This is a genomic window from Pseudomonas sp. PS02288 (genome assembly GCF_029959715.1).
Lineage (GTDB): Bacteria > Pseudomonadota > Gammaproteobacteria > Pseudomonadales > Pseudomonadaceae > Pseudomonas_O > Pseudomonas_O kuykendallii.
Genome location: NZ_JASCPA010000009.1, coordinates 22,121 through 42,267, shown reverse-complemented (window position 1 = coordinate 42,267; position 20,147 = coordinate 22,121). Strand labels below are relative to the sequence as shown.

General features: G+C 67.2%; 16 protein-coding genes. 1 reads left to right on the top strand and 15 read right to left on the bottom strand.

Annotated elements, in window-relative coordinates; all coding sequences use genetic code 11:
- Window positions 1–79 precede the first annotated feature (79 nt).
- The 3 genes from QMX85_RS05980 to QMX85_RS05970 all read right to left on the bottom strand — a co-directional run bounded on the left by QMX85_RS05980 (window position 80) and on the right by QMX85_RS05970 (window position 4,187).
- The gene (locus QMX85_RS05980; protein WP_282339245.1) at window positions 80–1,981 is read right to left on the bottom strand and encodes an acyl-CoA synthetase; all 1,902 of its coding nucleotides are present in this window, start codon (window positions 1,979–1,981) and stop codon (window positions 80–82) included.
- Entirely contained in the window at window positions 1,981–2,940 is a 960-nt protein-coding gene (locus QMX85_RS05975; protein ID WP_282339244.1) for a fumarylacetoacetate hydrolase family protein, read from the bottom strand. Before QMX85_RS05975 ends, QMX85_RS05980 begins: the two co-directional genes overlap by 1 nt.
- Before the next feature lie 155 nt (window positions 2,941–3,095).
- On the bottom strand, window positions 3,096–4,187 hold the full coding sequence (locus QMX85_RS05970; protein WP_282339243.1) for a VOC family protein: 1,092 nt from the start codon (window positions 4,185–4,187) through the stop codon (window positions 3,096–3,098).
- 311 nt (window positions 4,188–4,498) lie between these two features.
- Between QMX85_RS05970 and QMX85_RS05965 the strand changes: the two genes are divergently transcribed.
- Window positions 4,499–6,091, top strand: coding sequence for a bifunctional 3-(3-hydroxy-phenyl)propionate/3-hydroxycinnamic acid hydroxylase (locus tag QMX85_RS05965; RefSeq protein WP_282339242.1), 1,593 nt, complete (start codon window positions 4,499–4,501; stop codon window positions 6,089–6,091).
- A 67-nt stretch (window positions 6,092–6,158) separates the two neighbouring features.
- On the opposite strand, the gene QMX85_RS05960 is transcribed toward QMX85_RS05965, so the two are convergent.
- From QMX85_RS05960 to QMX85_RS05905, 12 genes are all read right to left on the bottom strand, one after another.
- Window positions 6,159–7,391: an NADH:flavin oxidoreductase/NADH oxidase family protein gene (locus QMX85_RS05960; protein WP_282339241.1), complete on the bottom strand. Its 1,233-nt coding sequence runs from the start codon at window positions 7,389–7,391 to the stop codon at window positions 6,159–6,161.
- Window positions 7,392–7,396: 5 nt separating this feature from the next.
- A complete protein-coding gene (locus tag QMX85_RS05955) occupies window positions 7,397–8,476 on the bottom strand; it encodes an amidohydrolase family protein (protein WP_282339240.1) in 1,080 nt (359 codons plus the stop codon).
- 128 nt (window positions 8,477–8,604) lie between these two features.
- On the bottom strand, window positions 8,605–9,666 hold the full coding sequence (locus QMX85_RS05950; protein WP_090223690.1) for an amidohydrolase family protein: 1,062 nt from the start codon (window positions 9,664–9,666) through the stop codon (window positions 8,605–8,607).
- A gap of 94 nt (window positions 9,667–9,760) precedes the next feature.
- Window positions 9,761–11,542, bottom strand: coding sequence for an arylsulfatase (locus tag QMX85_RS05945; protein ID WP_282339239.1), 1,782 nt, complete (start codon window positions 11,540–11,542; stop codon window positions 9,761–9,763).
- 114 nt (window positions 11,543–11,656) lie between these two features.
- On the bottom strand, window positions 11,657–12,259 hold the full coding sequence (locus tag QMX85_RS05940; protein WP_282339238.1) for a TetR/AcrR family transcriptional regulator: 603 nt from the start codon (window positions 12,257–12,259) through the stop codon (window positions 11,657–11,659).
- 99 nt (window positions 12,260–12,358) lie between these two features.
- On the bottom strand, window positions 12,359–14,362 hold the full coding sequence (locus tag QMX85_RS05935; protein WP_282339237.1) for an arylsulfatase: 2,004 nt from the start codon (window positions 14,360–14,362) through the stop codon (window positions 12,359–12,361).
- A gap of 243 nt (window positions 14,363–14,605) precedes the next feature.
- Entirely contained in the window at window positions 14,606–14,824 is a 219-nt protein-coding gene (locus tag QMX85_RS05930; RefSeq protein ID WP_282339236.1) for a zinc ribbon domain-containing protein, read from the bottom strand.
- 13 nt (window positions 14,825–14,837) lie between these two features.
- Window positions 14,838–16,265, bottom strand: coding sequence for a dihydropyrimidinase (gene hydA, locus QMX85_RS05925; RefSeq protein WP_282339235.1), 1,428 nt, complete (start codon window positions 16,263–16,265; stop codon window positions 14,838–14,840).
- On the bottom strand, window positions 16,256–17,230 hold the full coding sequence (locus QMX85_RS05920; RefSeq protein ID WP_282339234.1) for a dihydrodipicolinate synthase family protein: 975 nt from the start codon (window positions 17,228–17,230) through the stop codon (window positions 16,256–16,258). The genes hydA and QMX85_RS05920 overlap by 10 nt, the downstream gene beginning before the upstream one ends.
- A gap of 10 nt (window positions 17,231–17,240) precedes the next feature.
- A complete protein-coding gene (locus tag QMX85_RS05915; RefSeq protein WP_282339233.1) occupies window positions 17,241–18,389 on the bottom strand; it encodes an FAD-dependent oxidoreductase in 1,149 nt (382 codons plus the stop codon).
- Window positions 18,389–19,807: an NAD(P)/FAD-dependent oxidoreductase gene (locus QMX85_RS05910; RefSeq protein WP_282339232.1), complete on the bottom strand. Its 1,419-nt coding sequence runs from the start codon at window positions 19,805–19,807 to the stop codon at window positions 18,389–18,391. The genes QMX85_RS05915 and QMX85_RS05910 overlap by 1 nt, the downstream gene beginning before the upstream one ends.
- Window positions 19,800–20,081 carry a (2Fe-2S)-binding protein gene (locus QMX85_RS05905; protein WP_090223703.1) on the bottom strand — a complete coding sequence of 94 codons (282 nt, stop codon included), beginning with the start codon at window positions 20,079–20,081 and terminating at the stop codon, window positions 19,800–19,802. The genes QMX85_RS05910 and QMX85_RS05905 overlap by 8 nt, the downstream gene beginning before the upstream one ends.
- Window positions 20,082–20,147: the final 66 nt, after the last annotated feature.

Sequence of the window (20,147 nt, the reverse complement as noted above, 5' to 3'; positions counted from 1 at the left end):
TCTCTTGGCAAGCAAGTGGTCACTACGGGTCAGGCTTCAGGGCATCTCCCCAGGCAACACCTCCATCGAACGCTGGAACTCACTGAACCCATTCGATGGGGAAGGTGAATTTTCCAAGCCGCTCCTCCAGCCGCGGCCGAAAGTCTCCCGCACGGATATGGGCGACGAGCCCCCGGCGGCTGTCCTGCTGCATGTCGATCGACACCCCGGAAATACCGGCCAGCTCGGACTCCTGCTGGATCACCCAGGTGATTTCTCGCTGCTGCAGGGCGGGTTTGAAGATCTTCCCGACCGGGGTTACCGGCAGGGCCTCGAGAATCTCGATGCGCTTGGGCAGCGCGGCGCGCTCGCTGATGGTCCTGGCGGCGAACGCGATGAGTTCCTCGCGAGTGCAGTGCATCCCCGGGTTCAGCTGCACGTAGGCCACCGGCACCTCACCCGCATGGGCGTCCGGGCAGCCCACGGCCGCCGAAAGGGCCACCGCCGGATGAGCCTGCAACGCCTCCTCGATCTGCTTCGGATCGATGTTGTGGCCACCGCGGATGATCAGTTCCTTCTTCCGCCCGGTCAGCCAGAAGTAACCCTGCGCGTCCTGCCGGCCGAGGTCGCCGGTGTTCAGCCAGGTCTGCCCGCCGATGGCGAGCCAGACGCCCTTGTTGTGCACGGCCTCCAGGTAACCGGCGAACACGTTCGGCCCCTGGATGACGATGACGCCCACTTCGTCGACCTCGGCGTCGCACTGGTACTGACCCTCCTCGTCGAGGATCACCGCGCGCATCCGCTGGTACGGCAGCCGCAAGCCGATGGAGCCCACGCGGCGCTCGCCGTCCGCCGGATTCACCGACGACACGCACGCGGCCTCGGTCAGGCCGTAGCCCTCCAGAATCCGTACGCCGACCAGCGCCTCGAACTCGCGGAACAGCTCCACCGGCATCGGTGCCGCGCCGCACAGGGCGTACTGCAGGCTGGACAGGTCGCGGCCTTCGACCGGCTGCTGGAGAAGCGCCGAATAGACCGTGGGAACGCCGGAGAAGAAGTTGACGCGAAAATGCTCGACCAGCGCCCAGAAGTTGCCGATGACGCCCTCGCCCCGGTATCCCTGCGGCGTGCCGATGACGACCCGGTCGCCGTGGGTCCAGGGCATCAGTCCGGTCACCAGCTGGCCGTTCACATGGAACAGCGGCAGGCCGCAGAAGATCACCTGGCCACTGGCCCTGGGCTGCAGGTTGGTGGCCATGGCCCAGGCGTTGAAGACTTCCGAACCGTGGGTCCGCACGGCGATCTTCGGCAGGCCGGTGGTACCTCCCGTACAGAAATAGGACGACGGCTCATCCGCGCGAATCTGCCGGCCGCTCTTCAGGTAATCGCCGGGCTGCTTGCGCATCAGCGTGCGCAGGTCGTGAATCCGCACGCCCGGATGGCGATGTCGCTCACGCAGCGCCATCCAGCGCAGGACCCCTCCGGGAACGACCCCCACGTAGGATTGCATGCCGACCCAGACGACCTGTTCGACACACGGCAGGGCGGGCAGCTGGCTGGAGAGCTTTTGCCAGAGATCCGCTCCGGGCGTCGGGGCCAGCGTCACCACCACCTTCGCATCGGCCGCGCGCAGCAACTCGGCGATCTGAGCCGCTTCAAGCAACGGGTTGATGGCCAGGACGATGCCGGCGGCTTCGCCGCCCCAGATGGTGAAGTGGGTTTCCGGCAAGTTAGGCAACAGAAACGCGACGACATCCCGAGGCCCGATACCCAACTGGTGAAACGCGTTCGCCGCGCGGGTGATGTCGGCGAACAGCTCGGCGTAGGTCCAGTCGTGGGTACGCTGGTAAGCCTTGGCATCGAGGATGAAGCTGAGCGCCGGTGCCGAACCGTTGGCCAGCGCGCAACGCTGCAAGGCCGCGTAGGTGCTGGGCGGCAGCTGTCGTTCAGCGAGGGGAACCCGCTCCAGCGACTCGATATCGGCCAGGGTTTTGACGGCCATCAGACCTCTCCCACCACGACGTTGCGCTGGGTGCCGAGGTCGATCACGCCGTCCGCGCTGCGAATCGTGGCCTGCACCACGTCGCCGTTCTTCAGGTAGAAATCACTGCGCGCCTCCTGGGCCTTGAGGAACGCCTTCCACTTCACCGCCTCGGGCAGCAGCGCGGCGGCCAGACGTTGCTTGGCGGGCGACGGAATGGCGAGCGCGCAGCCGGAGGGCGTGCCGGTGGCGATCAGGTCGCCCACGCTGAAGTCATGCACGGCGGAGAGTTCACTCAGCGTCTCGGCCGGCCCATGCACCAGATTCGCGGTGCTATCGGACTGCCGCGGGCGATCATTCACCGTCAGGCGCAGCTGCAGTTGCTGGAGGTATCGCATGTCCGTCGCGTCGAGCAGGCACAGGTGCGGGCCGACCGGGCCGAACGTGCGGAAGCTCTTGCCCTTGTAGAACTGCATCTGCGGAATCTGGATATCGCGCGCGGAATAGTCGTTGACGATGACCAGCCCGGCCACGAACTCGTGCAGGTTGTGCGCATCGACCTTCACCGGGCCGGTGATATCGCGGGCGAGGACGAGCCCCAGCTCGATTTCGTAATCGAGGAAGCGAACCTGCCGTGGCTTCACCAGGTCGCTGTCGGCCGCGACGATGCAGCTCGAGGCCTTGGTGAAGATCATGTTGTAGTGCTTGGCATCCGGGTCCATGCCCGACTCGATCATGTGCTGCCGGTAGTTCGCGCCCTGGCAGACGAACTGCTGGTTGCGCGTCACCGGCGACAGCAGCCGTACCTGGCTCATCTCCAGCGCGTCGCCCTCCAGGCGGGCGAGCTGTTCGCGCGAAACCTGGCGGATCAGCTCGCCCGTGGTTTCATAACGCCCGGAAATCGGCACGATGCGCCCCTGGCGCACCACCCCCCAGCGATTCTCGTTCTGATACTCGAAGCGGACTACGTTGACGGACATCGATGTAACTCCTGGCACAGCGAGGCGCCGCGAGCAGGCGGCAGTTTTCGAATGGGGTGTTGCCATGGTCGCGTGCAGCGACAGCGGGCTCAGGCTTCCCAGGACGGCAGCCGCCCTGAGCAGGCCTCGACGGCTGAGAGGACGCATGGGCGCGCTCAGCCGAATAGCCGTTTCAAGGCCATGAGTTTGCGCAGGGTCAGGTCCGGGCTGGAGCGAAGGTTGCGCACCAGCGTCCGGAGATTCCTCAGGTTCATCGCCGGCTTGGTGAAGCTCTTCGGCATCCGCTGGCCCCACTGCGACATCGCCTCGGCACTGACCGCGTGCAACCCCACGGGTTGGTCCGCGGTGAAGAGGTCGCCGTCGCAGTAGTGCTCGTGCTTCTGTCCCCAGGGGTCTTGCCAGTAATCGAAGATCTGGCTGCCGAGGATGTGCCGGCCGATGCCCCAGGCATGCTTCCAGCCGCGCTCGCGCAGGATGCGTTGCCCGACGCCCACCGCATCGGCGTCCACCACTTCGAACGCGCTATGGCTGTACGCCGCCATGAAGCCCTGGGCGAGCGCCAGGGTGTGGTGGTCGGCGGGCTCGTCACCCAGGTCGAGGCGCATGAACGCCACCACCGGATAGCCGTCCTCGAGCACCTGGATATCGCTGGGAATGAAGCCGAAGTGGCGGGTGTACCAGGCGCAGGTGGCCTGGAAGTCAGCGAGTTCGAGCACCACGTGGCCGAGCTTGACCACTTCGGGAGGCGCGATCGGCGGCCGCTGCGTCGCATTGATACGCGGGGATTCGTCCACCAGGTTCAGGGGCAACGCCGGGCGGCGCGCGGCGGGCTCGCAGGGCTGGCGGCCATGGACCGCTTCGACGAGGAATCCGGACGGGTCGGTCAGGCGAACCCGGCGCCCGCCACCCGGCCCTTCCAGCGGCTCGATGGCCGAAGCGCCGGGCAGTCGCGCCAGCGTTTCAAGATCGTCGTACGACGCCAGTTCCAGCGCGAAGCCCAGGAAGCTCGCCTGCGCCGCACGTTCTATCCGGTAGCAGTAAGGCACCGTCCCGGTGCCTCGCAGGTAGAGCCGGTCCGCCTCTCGATGCGCCGTTTGCAAGCCGAAATCGAGCAGGAAGCGCTCGGCGAGATCCAGGTCGGGACGGGCGAAGATCAGGTAGCCCAGGGCCCGCGCCTTCACCGTTGGCGAGGGATGGCGGGCGGGCTGCTGGGTCAGCAGGCGGAGTGAATCGATGTCCTGTTTCATTATTGTTGTTCTCCACAGCTGTTTTCAGGTGACGCCGCTACTCACCCCACGCAAGGCCTCGGCGAGGCGCCGGACCTCACCCTCCTCCGGCTTACACGTCGCACGACATGCCTGCCGATCGACACCCGCAAGGAACTCTCGACGCATCAATTGAACAGTAATGTTCAAATATGGTCAACGAGTATTTTCTTTTTATTGATTTGCAGCATAATCACTCAAGTGAACACTAGTGTTCATTTTTGATGCGACAGTCGTCCGCCAGATAACAACAACCAGGGCCCCGCCGCGGGCTACCCACAACAAGGACCGGCATGAACCTTCCACTCCCTCACCTCCTTCCCGATTCGGTCGATGTCCTCGTCATCGGCAACGGCCCGGTCGGCGCTTCGCTCGTGGCCTTGCTCGGGCGGCACGGCATCAACACACTGGTAGTCGACAAGGTGCATGACGTGCTGCTGCTACCGCGCGCCATCGCCCTGGACAACGAAGCGCTGCGGATCCTGCAGCTCGCAGGCCTCGAGGAAGGCGCCTTCGAGAAAATCGTGATTCCGGAAGTGCGCATGCATTGCCCGATCGTCGGCCAGTTCGGCCGGGCCAACACCCGTGGCAGCCTCGACGGCCACCCCAAGCTGGTGACCTTCTACCAGCCGGATCTGGAGCGCACCTTGCGCGACCAGTGCCGGCACCTCGACAGCGTGACCAGCCTGGGCGGTTTCGAGCTGCTGAATCTGACCCAGGACGCGGAAGGCGTGGACGCCGAACTGCGCGCCGAGGATGGCAGCACCCGGCGCATCAGGGCGCGCTACCTGGTCGGTGCCGACGGCGCCAGCTCGAAGGCCCGCAGCCTGATCGGCCAGGACTTTCGCGGTCGCAGCTACGCCGAGGACTGGCTGATCGTCGATGCCCGCGGCCGGGAGCAGGCGGCGATCGACCATGTCGAATTCCTCTGTGACCATCGCCGGCCGACGCCCCACATGCCCGCGCCAGGGGGCCGGGAACGCTGGGAGTTCATGCTCAAGGGCGGGGAAACGCGCGAGCAGATGGAAGATGCGGAGCACATCGCCAAGCTGCTGGAAAAATGGGTCAAGCCGGATCAGCTGGAGATCGAGCGCAAAGCGGTCTATCGCTTCCACGCGCGGTGCTGCGAACGCTTCCAGAACGGGCGGGTGTTCCTGGTCGGCGATGCCGCACACATCACGCCGCCCTTCGTCGGCCAGGGGCTGGTCGCCGGCCTGCGCGACGCGGCCAACCTGGCCTGGAAGCTGGCATGGGTACTCAAGGGGCGCGCCGCGCCGGGCATCCTCGACAGCTACGACCAGGAGCGCCGCCCCCACGCCCGGGAAATGATCGCCCTCGCCAAGCTGATGGGACGCATGGTGATGCCGGGCAACGCGCCCACCGCGATGCTGGTGCACGGCCTGATGCGCCTGACGCACCTGATCCCGCCCCTGCGCCGCCACTTCGAGGAGCTGGACATCAAGCCGAAGAACATCTTCAAGCGCGGGCTGTTCATGCCTGCCGGCCGCGGTCGCCGCCTGCGCCGTGGCGGGCTGTTCCCCCAGGGGCTGGTACGCCAGGAAAACGGCTCGATCGTCCTCAGCGACGCGGTATTGGGCGACAACCTGGTACTGGTGGGATTGGGTATCGATCCCCGCGCCAGCCTGACAGCGGAGCTTTGCCAACAGTGGGAAAGGCACGGTGGAAGCTACCTTCAGGTCGGCCTGCACGGCCAGAAGCGCCGCGACACGACGCCGTTCGTCGAGGACATCGGCCAGACGCTGCTGACCAGCGCGCCCGCGGGCTCGCTGGCGGTGGTTCGACCGGATCGCATCGTGATGCACGAAGGCGACCCGGCGAAGGCCCGGCAACTGGTGCAGGAAAGCCTGCGCCTGCTCGGGTCCTGAGCCGCCGGTGGATGCCGGGACGCGGTCCCGGCGTCCGCACCGCCGGCATCAGCGGGGTTGGCCCGCCTCAATCAGCGCTGGCGATCCATTTGCGGTAGCGGCTCGACTGCCAGCGGGCCTTCAACTGGCTGCCCAGCAGCGCCAGCAAGGGCGAGGCACCGGGGTGGGTGGGCCGTCCGCTGGCGAGCAGCACCAGCTGTTTCTTGACGATGGCCTGAATGGCAGCGGACGCGAATGCCTTGTTCTTCCAGGATACGGTGAGTGGCGCCACGTCATGCTCGCCGCCCTGCCGCCAGCGGTTCGGCAGGGCCGGCTCGATGGCCAGCGCGGTGGCCATGCCCACCATCGAGACCTGCCCGGACAGCACCCGCTGCGCCACTTCGCGGCGGCGAATGCCGCCGGTCACCATCAGCGGCATCGTCGCCTTCGCGGCGATCCGCTCGGCGAACTCCAGGAAGTAGGCCTCGCGCGCCAGGGAAGCGCCGTCCCGCGTCCGCCCCTGCATGGCCGGGCTTTCGTAGCTGCCGCCGGACAGCTCGACCAGATCGACGCCCATGCCCTCGAGCATGCCCACCACCTGAACGGCGTCCCCGGTGTCGAAACCACCCTTCTGAAAATCCGCGGAGTTGAGCTTGACCGCTACGCAGAACGACGGCCGGACCTTCGCGCGCACGGCCTCGACGGTGCGCAGCAGGATTCGCGCGCGATTCTCCAGGCTGCCGCCCCAGCGATCCGTGCGGCGATTGGAGAGCGGCGAGAGGAACTGGCTGAACAGGTAGCCGTGGGCGGCATGAATCTGCACCCCGCTGAACCCGGCCTGCTCGGCCAGTTCGGCGGCGCGCACGTAACGCTGGATCAGCGCGTCGATTTCGCCCTCTTCGAGCGCCCGCGGCCTGGCGAACAGCTTGTCCAGGCCGGGCATGTCGAGCGCCACCTCCGAGGGTGCGACGGCGACTTGCCCCAGAGCCGCCATCAGTTGGCGGCCGGGATGATTGATCTGCATCCAGGCCTGGGCGCCGTTGCTGCGACAGGCGTCGGCCCAGCGGCGAAAGCGATCCAGGTGGCGATCGTCTTCCAGGACGACGCCGCAGGGTCCGGTCAGCGCGCGCCGATCCACCATCACGTTGCCGGTGATGATCAATCCGGCTCCGCCCTCGGCCCAGGTACGATACAGGCGAATCAGGCGCTCGCTGGGCGCGTGGTCGGCATCGGCGAGGTTCTCTTCCATCGCCGCCTTGGCGATCCGGTTGGCGATCTCCACGCCATTGGGCAGGCGTAGCGGTTCGAAAAGCAGGCTCATGCGGGTCAATCCTTGAGCCGCTGCGCGGCGGCCGAAAGGGGTTTGATGGCGGTGCGCCGCAGCCATTGCAGGGTGTTTTCCGAGGCGTGCACGGGGGCGGCAACGACCGTCTCGTCGGCGCGCGCATAGCGCGAAAACAGCCGCAATGAATTGCCGCGGGCGATGGCCGAGTAGTCGGCCTGCGACCACAACGGGGAAGTCGCCAGCGCCTGGAGTTCGCGCTGCACGGAGGCGTGCGCGAGCATGGGAAGGCCGCTGCCGAACAGCACCTGCGACGGCGCGACGAGTTCCCTGAGCACGGCCATCGACGGAGCGCCCGCGGCGAGCGTGGTGTCGAAATAGAAGCGCCGCAGGTAGGTCATGACGCCCAGCGGAACCTTGTCCTGGAACTCCGGCAGGGCGTTGGCCAGCGAGACCCGCCAGGCGGCGTAGGGCAGGAATCCGCCGCCATTGGCGAGAATCCAGCGGATACGCGGGTAGCGCTCCAGGGTGCCGGCCAGGATCAGGTTGACCGCCGCCCGGGTGATGTCGCAGACGAGTTCGAGCATGACGCCTGGCACCTCCAGCGCCAGCGACTGGCTGCCCGGATGCAGGTTCGCCTGCACGAACACCGTGGCCTGGCGCGCGTCCAGCTCGGCCATCAGTTCATCGAACCGGGGGTCGCCGAGAAAGCGCCCGTCATTGCTGGCGAGCAGCATCACGCCATCCGACTTCAGCGTATCCAGGGCATGTATCGCCTCGGCGCAGGCCTGCTCGGTCGCCGGCAGCGGCAACGCGGCGAAACTTCCGTAGCGCCCGGGATGACGCTGGCCCAGCTCGGCGACGAATTCGTTCGCGCGGCGGGCCTGTTGCGCGGCCGCCTGCGGTTCTCCGCGCCATACCCCGGGCGCGGGCAACGAGAGGATCGCCGTGGCGATGCCGCACCGATCCATCGCCGCGAGGGAATCCGCTTCCGACCATCGAACCGGGCGCCCGCCCGGGCTTGCGGTAGCCAATGAGTCTTCGAGAAATGCAGGCACCACCTGGTGATGCACATCGACGAGATCACCCGCCCTCTCGCGCTTCGCCGCCACTGGAGTCGCCAACTGAACACTCCTCGCCGCCTCATCGCTGGACGGCCCCCGCCCGCCGAGGGCCAGGCAGGATGCGCCCGCGAGAACCCCGGTTCCGATCACAAAGTTTCGACGCTTCATTCGTTCTTCTCCCCGTCGTCTCAGCGACTTCTCATGCGCTCGACGATGGCGCCAACGGGACCGGACAACGTCCGCTTGATCCGATTCGAGAACGGCTCGTCGACATAGAGAGCCTCCGGCTCCGCCCGCTCGTTTGCCTGGCGGCAGCGGGGAAACAGATCCAACGCGTTCCCCCGATGGATGCCATAGAGCTCCTGTGCCGACCACAGCGGATTCTCTTCCAGGGTCTGGCATTGCAGGGTGGTGATCGGGGCCGGGGCGAAGGGGAAATCGCTGCCGAACAGGATGCGCGACGGATCGACGAGCGTCTTCAGGGCTGCCATGGAGTAGCGCGACGGCGACAGGGCGGTGTCGAAGTGAAAGCGCCTGACACCCGCCAGTACGTCCTGCGGGCGGCCCTGTAACGCCGCCAGTTGCTCCAGCCGCCAGGCGACGTAGGGCAGAAAACCGCCGCCGTGGGCCAGAATCCAGCGTATCCGCGGGTACTTTTCCAGCGTGCCGGTGAAGATGAGGTTCACCGCCGCGCGGGTGGTGTCGCAGAGGAATTCGACGAGAAACCCGGGTGCCTGCATGTCCAGCGCCTCACTGGTCTTGTGCAGGTTGGGGTGGACGAAGACCACCGCGTCGCGCGCGTTCAGCTCGGCCATCAGTTCGTCGAAGCGCGCATCACCGAGGAACACGCCATCCGAACTGCCGAAGACCACGACCCCATCGGCGCCGAGCGTGTCCAGGGCATGGACCGCCTCGGCGCAGGAGGCCTCGGTGAACGGCAGCGGCAACAGGGCGAAGCTGCCGTAACGGTCCGGGTGGAGCGCGGTGAGTTCGGCCGCGTACTCATTGCAGGCACGCGCCAGCGCAGCGGCCTGGCCGACCCCGCCGCCCAGGTGTGCCCCGGGCGTGGTCAGCGAGGTGATGCCCCACTGGATGCCGTTGACATCCATGACGTCCAGCGACTTCTGCGCGGACCACCGGGGCAGTTGGGCGCCAGCGTGCGCTTCGAGCCCGTAGCGGTAGATGGCCTCGGAATAGACCGGGGGAATGATGTGGTGATGAACGTCGATACGGCCCTGCTGGATTGTCATTGTTATTGTTCCTGACGTAGGCGGTCGTGGGGTTCAGGTCTTCAGGTCGGGTGGAACGAAAGGCGGCGCGAGCCCCGCCGCGGAAGTCGGACGCTCACCGTGCCCGGAGTCGGCGGCGGTTGCGCCACCGGCGAAGGCCCAGCACCAGGATCAGCACCCCGCCCAGCAGCAACGCCAGGCGGGGCAGATAGAAGAACACCAGCGAGTTGATCTGGACCTGGCGCTTGTAGTCGTAGCCCTCCGGCACGGGCAGTACGCCGACCCGTTCGGCGTACTGGCGGTACTCGTCCTGCAACCGGGCGTAGAGCTCCGGCAGTTGCTCGCGCACATCCGTCGTCTCGCCCGGGTCGCGGCTCAGGTCGTAGAGGTGCCATTGGTTGTCGCCGGCGGGCGGCAGATTGCGCAGCAACTTGTAGTCGCCCTGGAACACCGCCGAGTTGCCGGCGAGCTCGTAGCCAATCGCCTCGCCCGCGGCGTGGACCGACGCGCTTTCCCCGCGCACCAGAGGCAACAGACTGCCGCCGCGCATGGCCTCGACCTCTCGACCGGCGTAGCTGCCGGCCGGCGGCTTGACGCCCGCGATCTCGAGGAGCGTGGGGGCGATGTCCGCGATATGGACGAAGGCCGGCGTCGTTTGCGGGCGGATATGCAGCCCGGGCCCGCTGATGATCATCGGCACACGGGTACCGCCCTCGCTCGCCATGAACTTGTAGCCCGCCAGGGGCGCATTGGCGACGCTGGCCCAGTGGGGGCCGATGGCCGTCCAGGTGCCCTTCTCACCCAGGCGCTCGAAGCTCTGGTCGTACGTCCAGTCCAGCCATTTCCGGAACAGCGCACTGGTCGTGGGATCGGTGGCGGAACCACCGTTGTCAGATAGGAAAACGAAAAGGGTGTTGTCGAACTGCCCGGTGCGCTGGAGGTAGTCGACGAGCCGGCCGATTTCCTGATCCATCGCCGTCGCCATGCCGGCATAGACCTCCATCTTGCGCGCCTCATAGGCGCGCTGCCGATCGCTCAGGCTTTCCCAGGACGCGAAGTCCCCGCCGCCGGCCTTGCTGTCTTCCGGCAGCAGCCCCTGCTCGATCACCCGTTGGCGCCGTTCGTTGCGCAGCACCTCCCAGCCCCGGTCGTAACGGCCCTGATAGCGGTCGCGGAACGGCCTGGGCACCTGGACGGGCGTGTGGTTGGCCTGGAACGCCACGTAGGCGAAGAACGGCTTGCCGCTCTGCCGGTTCTGTTGAAGGTAATCGATGGTCTTGTCGACGAAGAAGCGGGACGAATAGAAGTCCTCCGGCAACGCGCTCAGTTCCCGGCCATCCTCGAACCATTCGGCCTGGGATTTCGTTGGCAGATAAGGGCGCATCTCGAAGTTGTCCGAACCGCTGTCGGCCTGGATGACGGAACGGTCGAAGCCGCGGGCCGGCGGCAGGTTCTGCGGCGTGTCGCCCAGGTGCCATTTGCCCGCCACCGAAGTTCGGTAGCCGGCATCGCGCAACAGCTGGGCGATGGTCACCACCCGCTCGCCCAGCACACCCTGGTAACGGGGGCTCAGCTTCTGTGACAGCGGCGTGGTATCCACCATGTTGCCCACACCCGCGAGGTGGTGATCCACGCCCGTCAGCAATGTGGCGCGAGTCGGTGCACAGGCGGCCGTCGCGTGAAAGTTGCTGAAGCGCACGCCCTGGGAGGCGAGCGAATCGATGGCCGGCGTTTCGATTTCCGAGCCGAACGCGCCGATGTCGGAATACCCCATGTCGTCGGCCACCAGCAGGACGATGTTGGGCGGACGCGGCGAGGAAGCATCGGCGTGAGCCGCGCCTATCAGGGAAAGGCAGCAGGCGAGCAGGCGCAGCGAGGTGCGGGTGAAGAAGGGCATGTTTTCTGACCGGCAGTCATTTGCGAACTGCCGAAGTAAACACCAGGCAATAAATGAACACAAGTGTTCATTTATTGCTTTTAATACACTATTCAGTCCAGGGTATGGACAGCATCAGGCGGGAGCGAGCGGCGGCAGGTCGACGGTCGCCAACTGCTTGGCCTCGTCCTTCGAAAGCCCGAGCGCGCGCAAGGCCAGCTCGGCGATGTCGCTACCGGCATCGCGCCAGGTCCGGTGGCCGTCCTGCACCAGGGTGATCGCGGTCAGCACCGAACCGCCGATCATTGCCAGCACCGATACCAACTGTTCCTGGCGGACGTCGTAGCGCTTCTGGCCCAGCCCCGCCACCAGGTCCGCCAGCGGCTGGCCCGCCCACATCCCACGCAGCGACTGCGAGCTCACCGAGTAGCGCACGATGAACTTGCCCCAGCTCGGCTCCTCGTGGGCACGGCGGATGTAGTAGCGAATGCCGTTGGCCAGACGCAGCGCCGGATCGACATCTTCCGGCGAGCTGCGGGCCACGCGCTGATCCATCTCTTCGCTGAGCTGGGAGGCGACATTGCGGAACAGCCCTTCAACGCTGTCCAGATGCTTGTAGATCGTCCCTCTCGCGACACCCGCCGCTTCGGCCAGCTCACTGATGCTGATCTCGCCCGCGCCCCTCTCGGCGAACAGGCGCATGGCGGCTTCGTGTATACGACGTTGTGCAGCAGTCATAGGTGTTGGCTTCTGTCTGAAATCGAAGCGGAATTGGACATTCATGTTCAGAAAAAATCAAGCCGCGCTTCCCGTGGAACGGCGCCCTTGCCCCATCGGTCAGGCGTACTCGCGCAGGAACATCTTCAGTCCCAGGTCGGTTCCCATGAGCCACAGCACCGTCAACACCAGCAGCAACACCAGCGCCAGGCCGAGGCGCCAGCCCCGTCGCGGGCTGCGGAATGCTATCGCCATGTCCGGCACGCTCATGCACATCAAGGCCAGCAGCGCCGGATTACGCCAGGCCGTGAAGACCAGCCCGAGCAGCACGAGCTTGCTCAGGACGTAAAAGCCAGACGCCATCAGGTTCGCCCTGCCACTCCTCCGGCCTTTGAGGGCGACGAGCGATTGCCCGGCCACCAGGACGAACGCGAACAGCACCAGCCCCTTGAACAGGACGATGGCCACGCCAATGCCACCCGGCGGGCTGTAGATGACGCCATGGGCCTGCTCATAGGCCGCCTGGTCTTTCCGCAATGCCTCCAGCCGCTCGGGGTATTGCCCCGCGAGATCGCGGGTTTCGCCCGGATCGGTGCGAAGATCGAACAACTGCCACATCCCCGAGCCAAGCGGCATCGGCGTCAGCACCGCCTTCCAGTCGCCGTCGATGTAGGCGCGCGAACCATGCACTTCGTAGCCCACGTCCTTCAGCGGCTGCATCTCGTCTGGCCGGCCACGCAGCAGCGGCAGCCATGAGCGGCCTTCGGGAGCGGCCAGCGCCAGGTTGCGCTGCGCCGGGTGCTCGATCCCCACCAGCGCCAGTACCGTGGGCACCACATCGCGGATATGGGTGAAGGTCGAGATGATCTGCCCCGTACCAGGCTCACCCACGGGCTTGACGATGGCGGGCGTGCGGATGCCGCCTTCGTAGACGAAGAACTTGAACAGGTTGAACGCCGCGGTGCTGGCCGTTGCCCAGCCGGCGCCCTGGGAGATGAACGACCCTCTCGCGCCCCGGTTCTGCAGTGAATTGTCGAAGGTATCGTGATAGCGCTGCGTGTGGGTCGAGTACACCTTGGAGGGCGCGCCGTTGGCGCCGTTGTCGCTCATGAACAGGACCAGCGTGTTGCCCAGCTCGCCCTGCCGCTCGAGCAGATCCAGCACCCGGCCGATCTGTTCATCCATGAAGTCGATCATCGCGGCATAGACCTCCATGTCCCTGCGGCTGTTGGCCCGCTCGCCGTCGCTGAGGGAATCCCAGCGCGCGATCACGTCGGGCCAGGCCGCCAGCGTCTGCTCCTTGTCGATCAAGCCGAGCGCCTGCAGCTGGCTGAAGCGTTTCTGCCGCAACGCCTCGTAGCCGGCGTCGTACACGCCCCGGTACTTGGCGATGTAGTCGGCCGGGGCCTGCAATGGGTCGTGGGGCGCCGTGTAGGCCAGGTAGGCGAAGAACGGCTTGTCGCTGCCCCGATCCCGCTCCAGCCATTGCACCAGCCAGTTCGTGTAGTCGCGGGTCGAATAGAAGTCGTCCGGCAGCGTGTCGACCACCTTGCCGTCATGCACGTAGAGGGTCGGCTCGGCGGGGTGCAGCGGCCGGGCATCCGCGTAATGGCTGGCGCCGCCAGGCATCAGCGCGAAGGACTCCTGGAAGCCCCGCTGCGAAGGGCCATAGCGTGGCTCGTCGCCCAGGTGCCATTTCCCCGCATGGTAGGTGCGGTAGCCGTGCTGGGCGAGAATCTCGGCGAGTGTCACCACCCGTTCGTTCAGATGCCCTTCGTAGCCGGGCTGCCCGACCTGGTCGCCCGAAATCACTTGGGAACCGATGCCGGAGACATGATTGTCGACGCCGGTCAGAAGCACGGAACGCGCCGGGGCGCAGGTGGGCAGCGTGTGGAAGTTGCTCAGCCGCACACCCGAAGACGCCAGGCGGTCGATGTTGGGCGTATGGATGTCGCTGCCGCCGAAGGCCCCGATGTCCGTGTAGCCCATGTCGTCGGCGACGATGATCAGGACGTTGGGCGGCTTGGCGCCGCCCTCGGCGGCATACGAGACATTGACCAGCGAAGCGAGAGCGGTGCAGAGCACCAGCAGATACGGCGTCACGCGACTTCGGGCGATGAACATCGAAAAGACCTTCTTGGAGTTATTTTTCTCAGCCTTCGGCGCGGCATTCAGCCACACTCGATCAGGCGTCAATCAAACCACAAAACTGAACAATCGTGTTCATTTTTAACGACGGATAGCAAAACCTGGCTGACTGAAGTTCAACCATCCAGGACGCACCAGTCAGCCCGCTGCGCGGTTTTCGCCTCGCAGCAGGCATCCGGCATTCCACTCATTGCCATTCCCAGGCGAGCACCAGGCCCCTCAATGCCCCCCGCAGCCACATCCCGACGGGTGCCGGGCGGGCGGCGGCAGGCGCTCGGTGCGTTCGGAGCGGTTGGTGAGCAGGGTCGGCAGGAAGTTCACCTGGCGCGTGGCCGGCCCCTGACAGTGCACACAGCGCGCCTCGGCGTCGCGGTCGGCCACCGCGCGACGTTCCTCGAAGAGGCCGCAGTGTTCGCAGCGGTACTCGTAGATCGGCATCGCGGCCTCCCCCTTACCAGTATTTGCCCAGTTCGCCGCGCGGCACGTAGCGGCCCTGGCCGGTCTTGCCGACCCACTGGCCGTCGTCGACCAGCAGCTCGCCGCGCAGCAGCACCTTCTTCACCTTGCCGTGTACGTGGTGGCCCTCGAACAGGGTGAAGTCGCAGTCGCTGTGCTGGGTGGCGGCGCTGATGGTGTGCGCCTCGTTGGGGTCGAAGATGACGATGTCGGCGTCGCTGCCGACGGCGATGGTGCCCTTGCGCGGGAACAGCCCGAAGAGCTTGGCCGGCGCGGTGGACATCAGCTCGACGAAGCGATTGAGCGAGATCCGTCCATTGCGCACGCCGCCGTCGTAGACCACGGTCATGCGCGTCTCGACGCCCGGCACGCCGTTGGGAATCCTGGAGAAATCGTCGCGGCCCAGCGGCTTCTGGTTGACCTTGCCCAGGTGCCCTTCCTTCAGGCAGTAAGGACAGTGGTCGGTGGAGACCAGTTGCAGGTCGTCGGTCTTCAGCGCGGTCCACAGCGCGTTCTGCGAATCCTTCGAGCGCAGCGGCGGGCTCATGACGAAGCGCGCGTGTTCGTAGGTGTCCTCGGCGTCGCTCGCGGCGTAGGCCGAGTCGTCGAAGAACAGGTAGTGCGGGCAGGTCTCGGCGAACACCGGGATGCCCAGGTCGCGGGCCTCGACGACGTGCTTGAGCGCCTCCTTGGCCGACAGGTGAACGAAGTACACCGGCGCCTCGGCCAGTTCGGCAAGCTTGATGCCGCGATGGGTCGCCTCGCCTTCGAGGATCGCCGGACGGGTCAGCGCGTGGTGGCGCGGCGACGTGTGTCCCTGGGCCAGCGCCTCGCGGATCAACAGGTCGACCACGGTGCCGTTCTCCGCGTGCAGGGCGATCATCCCGCCGTGCTGGCCGACCATGCGCATGGCCTGGAAGATCGCCGCGTCGTCGGACATCACGGTGCCCGGATAGGCCATGAACATCTTGAAGCTGGAAACGCCCTCGTGACGGATGGCGTGGCGCATGTCGGCCAGTACCTGCTCGTCGACCTGGGTGACGATGACGTGGAAGCCGTAGTCGATGCTGGCGGTGGAGGCGGCCTTGGACTGCGCGCGCTCGATCGCCTGCAGCGGGCTGGTGCCGGGAATCTGCAGGGCGAAATCGATGATCGTGGTGGTGCCGCCGTGGGCCGCGGAACGCGTGCCCGAGGCGAAGTTGTCGGCGGTCACCGAGGGGCCGAAGGTGTTCTCCATGTGCGTGTGGCAATCCACGCCGCCGGGAAACACCAGCATGCCGGCCGCGTCGATCACCCGCGTGTCGCTGCTGGCCGGCAACTGGCGGCCGATGGCGACGATCTGCTCGCCGTCCACCAGGATGTCGGCGACGTAGTCGTCGACGGCGGTGACGATGCGGCCACCACGGATAAGGGTCAGAGACATGCTTCACTCCGGTCTGCTTGGGCGTTGTTGGCGAAGGCGCGGGCATGCTCGAGGGCGGCCTGCAGGCGCTGGTACTGGAGGCTGTCGATCAGCGGCACCGGCGGGCGCATGGCCGCGCTGGGGAAGCGCCCGAGCATGTGCAGGCAGGCCTTGAGACGCGCGTTGGCGTGGGTGCCGGGCGCGGTGCCGTAGATCGCCTTGGCCAGCGGATAGACGTGTTCGTGCAGGCGCTGCGCCTCGCCGAGGTCCTTCGCCGCCACCGCGCGGTAGAGCGCGACGACCAGTTCGGGAACCACGGCCGCGAGGCTGACCAGGCTGCCTTCGGTGCCGAGGGCGAAACAGGTGAACAGGTGCTCGTCACCCGAGGCCATCACCGCCACGTGCGGCGCGACCTCCTTCACCAGCCGGCGGTTGGCGTCGTAGGCGGCGGTTTCCCAGCTGCCCTCCTTCACCGCCACCACCTCCGGCAGCGCCACCAGCGCGGCGAGGATCTGCGCGGTGTAGGCCATGCCGCCGGTGCCCACGCCGGCCTGGTAGAGCATCAGCGGCAACTGTGCGTTGGCATTGGCGATGCGGTGGTGATTGACCACCGTGGCGAGGTCGGTGGACAGCGTCCAGGAGTACGGCGGGAACAGCAGGATCGAATCGGCGCCAGCCTGTTTGGCATCGTCGGCCTGGGCCTGGGCGTCGTAGCTGTCCTCGGAATTGACCCCGGCGACGATGATCGAGTCGGCCGGGCAGACCGCGCGGGCGATCTCCACCACGCGGCGCTTGTCCTTGCGCGAGAGGGCGAAGTTCTCCCCGGCGTGACCGTTGATCAGAAGCCCGCGAATGCCGTCGACCTGGGCGATCTCGCCCATGTGCCGCGCCAGGCTGTCTTCGTCGAGCAGGCGCCCGTCGTTGTCCATCGGGCACAGCGTGGCCGCGTAGATGCCGTGGAAGGGATGTGGCTGGAGTGGGCTCATGCGCATCGTCTCAGTGGGTCTGTGCGGGGGCGGCCGGCGTTGCGAGCAGCCGGGCCGGATCGAAAAGGGGCATTTCCGGCGTCTCGCCGAGGATGCGCTGGGCCAGCAACTTGCCCATGTACGGGCCGCTGGTGTAGCCGGAATGCACGCAGCCGATGACGTAGGCCTCGTCGAGGCCGGGCAGCGCGCCGAGCATCGGCATGGCGTCGGCGGTTTCCGATTCCAGGCCCAGCCAGATGCGCGCCACGCGGGCATCGGCGAGCGCCGGGATGACGTGCTGGGCCAGGCGCAGGTTGCCGATCAGGTTCGCCGGAATGGTCTCCACGCCGCCGCGCTCGCGGTCGCCGAGGCCCTGCCAGCCGCCGCCGATGAGCACGCTGCCGTTGGCGAACTGCTTCATCGAGAGCAGCCCGCTGGCGATGCTCAGCACCGTGCGCATCACCGGCGGCATGCGCTCGGTGACGATCAGCTGGTTGATCAGGGTCTTCACCGGAATGTGTACGTCGAGCAGCGCCAGCAGTGGCTCCAGCCAGACGCCGCCGGCGAGCACCAGGCGCGTGGCGTCGAAGCTCACGGCGCCGTCCAGGCCGTGCACGCGGTAGCCGCCGGCGAGCCGCTCGACGCGCGTCACCGGAGTCTGCTCGACGATGCGCACGCCGGCCGCGCTGAGCGCGGCGTGGTAGGCGCGGCCGGTCAGGTAGGCACTGGCGAAACCGTCGGTGGTGCAGTGCGCGGCTTCGAGCACGGCCGGGTTGAGCCCGGGCTCGATGGCGCAGGCGGCGGCCGGGTCGAGCAGGTCGATCTGCGCGCCGTATTCGCGGCGGGCCGCGGCGCGGGCGGCAAGAATCTCCCGTTCGTTGTCGGTGAAGGCCAGCGACAGCCCGGGCGCGGCGGTGGCCAGCACGCCCTGGCCGAGCCAGGTTTCGGCTTGCATCCACATGCTCCACGCCTGGATTGCGTAGGGCACCAGCGCGGCGCGGGTCATGTGCAGGGTCAGGGTTCCGGCATTCACTCCGGACGCGCTGCGGCACAGCGCATTGCGCTCCACCAGCACCACGCGCATGCCGGCGCGGGCGAGGAACAGCGCGGTGGTGCAGCCCATCACGCCGCCGCCGACCACGCAGACGTCGAAGCCCTGGGAAATGTTGGAGGAAGTCATCACAGCGGCGCCGCCTTGGGGATCGGAATGTCGGCGTAGACGAACGCGCCGGTCAGCGCGCCGACGCTCATCGGCCGCAACGGCGTGCGCGCGGAGAAGATGCCGACGGCCTCACGCGGCACGTCCAGCCGGGTCGCCAGCAGCTCGGCGGCGACGTCGCCGCAGGTGCGGCCCTGGCAAGGGCCCATGCCGCAGCGCGTCCAGGCCTTGAGCTGGTTGACGTCACGCGCGCCGGCGTCGCAGGCGGCGTCGATTTCGCCACGAGTGACGTCTTCGCAGCGGCAGACTATGGTGTCGGCCGCGATGCCTTGCACATGGCCTTCGCGCAGCGCCATCAGGCGCGCCATCGCATGACCGAATTGTGCGGCGCGGGCGTGGCGCTGCCGTGCCTGGCCCAGCGCCGGGTCGAGCGACCCGGCCGCCGCGCCCAGCTCGCCTGCACAGGCGAGACCCGCCAGCGTGCCGTGTTCCGCAGCGGCCGCGGCACCGGCGATGCCCGCGGCGTCGCCGACGACATAGAGACGCTCGCGGGAAGTCCGCCCGCAATCGTCGGTGATCGCGACCCAGCCGCCGGCCTTGCGCGAATAACGGTGCCGGGCATGCAGCAGGCGGGTGATCTCGGTGGACGGCGTGAGTCCGTGACCGACCGCCACGCAATCCACCAGCACCTGCTTGCGCTCGCCGGGCAAGGCACGCCCGGCGCGGTCGCAGGGCGCCAGCTCGGCGCGCAGGCGCTCGCCCTCGGGAGTGACCCGCACCAGCGTATGCCGCGCGTACAGGGAAGTTCGCGAACGGCGAATCGCCCAGGCCCAGGCCAGGCCCTGGCGCAGGATGTCCGGGCGCGCCAGCATCGCCGGCAGCGCGCGCAGCCAGTCGCCGAAACCGGCCACGTCGACGATCCCGCGCAGTTCGCCACCGGCCTTCAGCGTGCCGGCCGCGACCGCCGCCAGCAGTGGCCCGCAGCCGGCCACCAGGGTGGTCTTGCCGGGCAGGACTTTCTGCGACTTGAGCAGGATGGTGGCAGCGGCCAGCCCGATCACCCCCGGCGTGGTCCAGCCCTCGAACGGGACGACGCGTTCGGTGGTTCCAGAAGCGACAATCAACGCCCGCGACGTGCAGCTCAGCGAACCCTGCGGGCCGACCGCGTCGACCTGGAAGTCGGCGGTCACCGCCCACACCTGGTGGCCGAGGAAGGCGCTCACCCGGCTCTGCGCCAGGGCCTCGCGCAAGGCGTCGCCGGCCTGGCGCTCGGCACTGTCATCGGTCATCCCGGCGAACGCCGGCGCGCGATAGACCTGCCCGCCCGCCGCGCGATTTTCGTCGAACAGGGCGACGCGCAGCCCCGCGGCGGACGCCGCCAGCGCGGCATTGACGCCGGCCGGACCGGCGCCGAGCACGATGAGGTCGTAGTCAGTCATGCAGGCCGACCTCGGCCACACGGCTCACCGAAAGGCCTTCGCTGACTTCGGTCTGGCAGGCCAGCACACGGCGGCCGTCGACCATCACCAGGCACTCCTGGCACGAGCCCATCAGGCAGAACATGCCGCGCGGCTGCTGCTCACGCGGGCTTTCGCGCAGGCCGCGCACGCCTTCGGCGAAGAGTGCCGCGGCGACGCTCTGGCCGGCACGGGCAGAGTAGCGGCGGCCCTCGAAGTGGAAATCGACGACGACCCCACGGTTTGCATCTTGCATGGCGTATCCCGGTATTGGCGGGCCCTGGAACCGGCCCCGCTTGACAAGTCTTACGCCATGCTATCG